Annotated in this window: 3 protein-coding genes; all 3 read left to right on the forward strand. The window is 71.6% G+C overall.

All coding sequences use genetic code 11. The annotated features are described in order from the left end of the window. On the forward strand, positions 1–906 hold a 906-nt coding region (locus ACJ73U_RS11850; RefSeq protein WP_407777627.1), incomplete at its 5' end, for an SDR family NAD(P)-dependent oxidoreductase. Between the two features lie 5 nt (positions 907–911). Next, a complete protein-coding gene (locus ACJ73U_RS11855; protein WP_407777629.1) occupies positions 912–1,964 on the forward strand; it encodes an LLM class flavin-dependent oxidoreductase in 1,053 nt (350 codons plus the stop codon). Positions 1,965–1,975: 11 nt separating this feature from the next. Next, positions 1,976–2,659: MFS transporter (locus ACJ73U_RS11860; protein WP_407777628.1), on the forward strand; the 684-nt coding region annotated here is incomplete at its 3' end.

Below are 2,659 nucleotides of genomic sequence, written 5' to 3' on the forward strand. Positions count from 1 at the left end.
GACGGTGGCCGCGTGCAACTGGCGTTGGCCAATTTCTCGAGCGACGACGCAAGCGTCGCGGTGAACGCGGTCGTGGTCGGAGGCGGGGACGCGCTCGCGCAGACCGTGCGGATCCCCTCGCAGGGCGTCGAGGTGGTCGACCTCACCACCCGTGTGCGGCTCGGGTCCGACTTCGCCGTCATCGCCACCGCGCGCGACGTCGACGCCATCGCCGAGGTGCCCGCCGCGGAGCGGTTCCAGCTGGACGTCACCGACTCCCAGTCGATCAAGAACCTGGCCGCGGCCGTGGCCGGCCCGCTCGACGTGCTGGTCAACGCGGCGGGTGCGCCGCTGGTCAGCTGCCCCATCGAGCACCACCCGCTCTCGGACCTGCGTGAGCAGCTGGAGGTCAACTACCTCGGTACGGTCCGGATGGTCCAGGCGTTCGTCGGCGGCATGCGCGCCGCGGGTCGCGGCCACATCGTCAACATCGGTTCGATCACCGGCAAGGTCGCGCAGCCGTTGCGGGGTGCGGCCAACGCGTCCAAGTTCGCCCTCGAAGGCGTGTGCGAGGCGCTGCACTACGAGCTGCACCACTTCGGTGTCGAGGTGACCCTGGTCGAGCCGGGCGCGACGGAGAACCAGCCCGGCAAGGTCAAGTACGCGTTGCGGGACGCCGCGCCGGACTACCTGCCGCTGTTCGACCAGTTCGACCGGGCCGAGGCCGGGCTGACGGCGTCGGTGGCCAAGCAGACCCCGGCCATGGTGGCGAAGGCGGTCGCCGACCTGGTCGACACCCCGGCGGGCACGCGCCCGCTGCGGCTGCAGCTCGGCGGCGACGCCGACAAGGTGATGGCCGTTCGCCGGGCCGAGGGCGACGCCGAGTTCGAACGCCAGATGCGCGCGATGCTGGGGATCACGTGGTGACCGCCATGCGCTTCGACGTCATGCTGACCGCCGCGCACAAGCCCGGCATGTCCCAGGCCGACGTCTACGCCTACACCGACCAGATGGCCGGGTGGGCGCAGGACTACGGCTACACGGGGCTGTGGCTGCTGGAGCACCACTTCACCGGTTACGGCACCTGCCCGTCGGCCATCACCTACGGCTCGTTCCTGCTCGGCCGGTACCCGCGGCTGCGGGTGGGCTCGGCGATCACCGTGGTGCCGCTGGACCACCCCGTCGGCCTGGCCGAGAAGGTGAGCCTGCTGGACCACCTCAGCGGCGGCCGGTTCGACTTCGGCGTCGGCCGGGGCACCTACGTGCGCGACTTCGACGCCTTCGGCGCCGACATGACCCAGAACCACAAGACCATGATCGAGACCATGGACCGGGTCCGGGAGTGCTGGACGGCGGACGCGATCACGATCACCAGCCAGACGGGTGTGGTGAGCCGGGTCGAGGTCCGGCCGCGGCCCGTCGCGGACGTGCCCAACGTCTACGTCGCCACCGGGTCGCCGGACACCGTGGACTGGGCACGCACCAACGGCTACCCCCTGCTGCTGCGCGAGGGCCTCGGCGACGACATGAAGATCGGCCTGATCGAACGCTACGGCGAGTCGGGCGACGGCGCGGCCGGGCACGCGCTCAGCTGCGTCGCGGCACTGGCGCCGACGGTCGAGGAAGCCCGCGACCGGGCCCGCGACCACCTCTCCTGGTGGATCGCCGAGGGCGCCAACACCAACGGCCTCGCCGAGCGGCGCAGCGAGCTGCCGAACTACGAGCGCTACTTCAGGGCGGTGGACTCCGGCAAGCGGGCGAACCCGAACGACCCGTCGCCCGTGGTGAACCGGATGCTGGAGCTGAACCCGATCGGCACGGTCGAGACGTGCCGGGAGCGGCTGCTCGAGGTGTGCACGCTGACCGGGATCCGGCACTTCATCTTCGGGTTCGAGGCCAACCCCGACGGCGAGCGGACCCGGGAGGTCATGGCGACGTTCATGACCGAGGTGCTCCAGCCGGTGCGCGAGCAGCTCGGCTGGTAGGACGGACACCGATGTCGACCGCACCGCGCCCGAGGCTGTTCCTCGCGATCCTGCTGGCGCAGCTCCTGGTGTCGCTGGACTCGACGATCGTGAACATCGCGCTGCCGAGAATGCAGGCCGGGCTGTCCCTGACCGACGACGCGCGGCAGTGGGTGATCACCTCGTTCGCGCTGGTGTTCGGGGTCGCGCTGTTGTTCGGGGGCAGGCTGGTCGACCTACTGGGCAGCGTCCGTACGTTGTACGGCGGCCTCGCCCTGATCGGGCTGGCGTCGCTGGGCGGCGCGCTGTCGGACAACGCCGAGGAGATCCTCGCCGCGCGGATCGGGCAGGGGCTCGCGGCGGCGGTGATCGCGCCGGCCACCATCTCGCTCATCCCGTTGCTGTTCACCGACGTGAAGGCGCGGGCGCGGGCGTTCGGGTTGTTCAACGCCGTGATGGGTGCGGGCGCGGGCGTCGGGCTGCTCGTCGGCGGGCTGCTCGCCGAGTACGCGGGCTGGCAGTGGTGCCTGGCGATCAACATCCCGCTCGCGGCGACCGCGGCGGCCGTCCTCGTGACGTCGCGCCGGTCCGCGACCCTCCCGGCCGCGGCCACGCCACGCACCGGGCCCGCGGACTGGCTCAGCCTCCTGGTGATGGGCGCCGGGTTCGGCCTGCTCGTGTACGCGCTCGACCGCACCGCGGTGCGGGACTGGGAC

Origin of the sequence: Actinophytocola sp., from assembly GCF_045807065.1 — a bacterium.
Taxonomy (GTDB): Bacteria; Actinomycetota; Actinomycetes; order Mycobacteriales; family Pseudonocardiaceae; genus Actinophytocola.

What these genes read in the sequence shown, in the direction of transcription:
- ACJ73U_RS11855 (WP_407777629.1), top strand. Translation starts at nt 912, where the DNA reads ATGCGCTTCGACGTCATGCTGACCGCCGCGCACAAGCCCGGCATGTCC.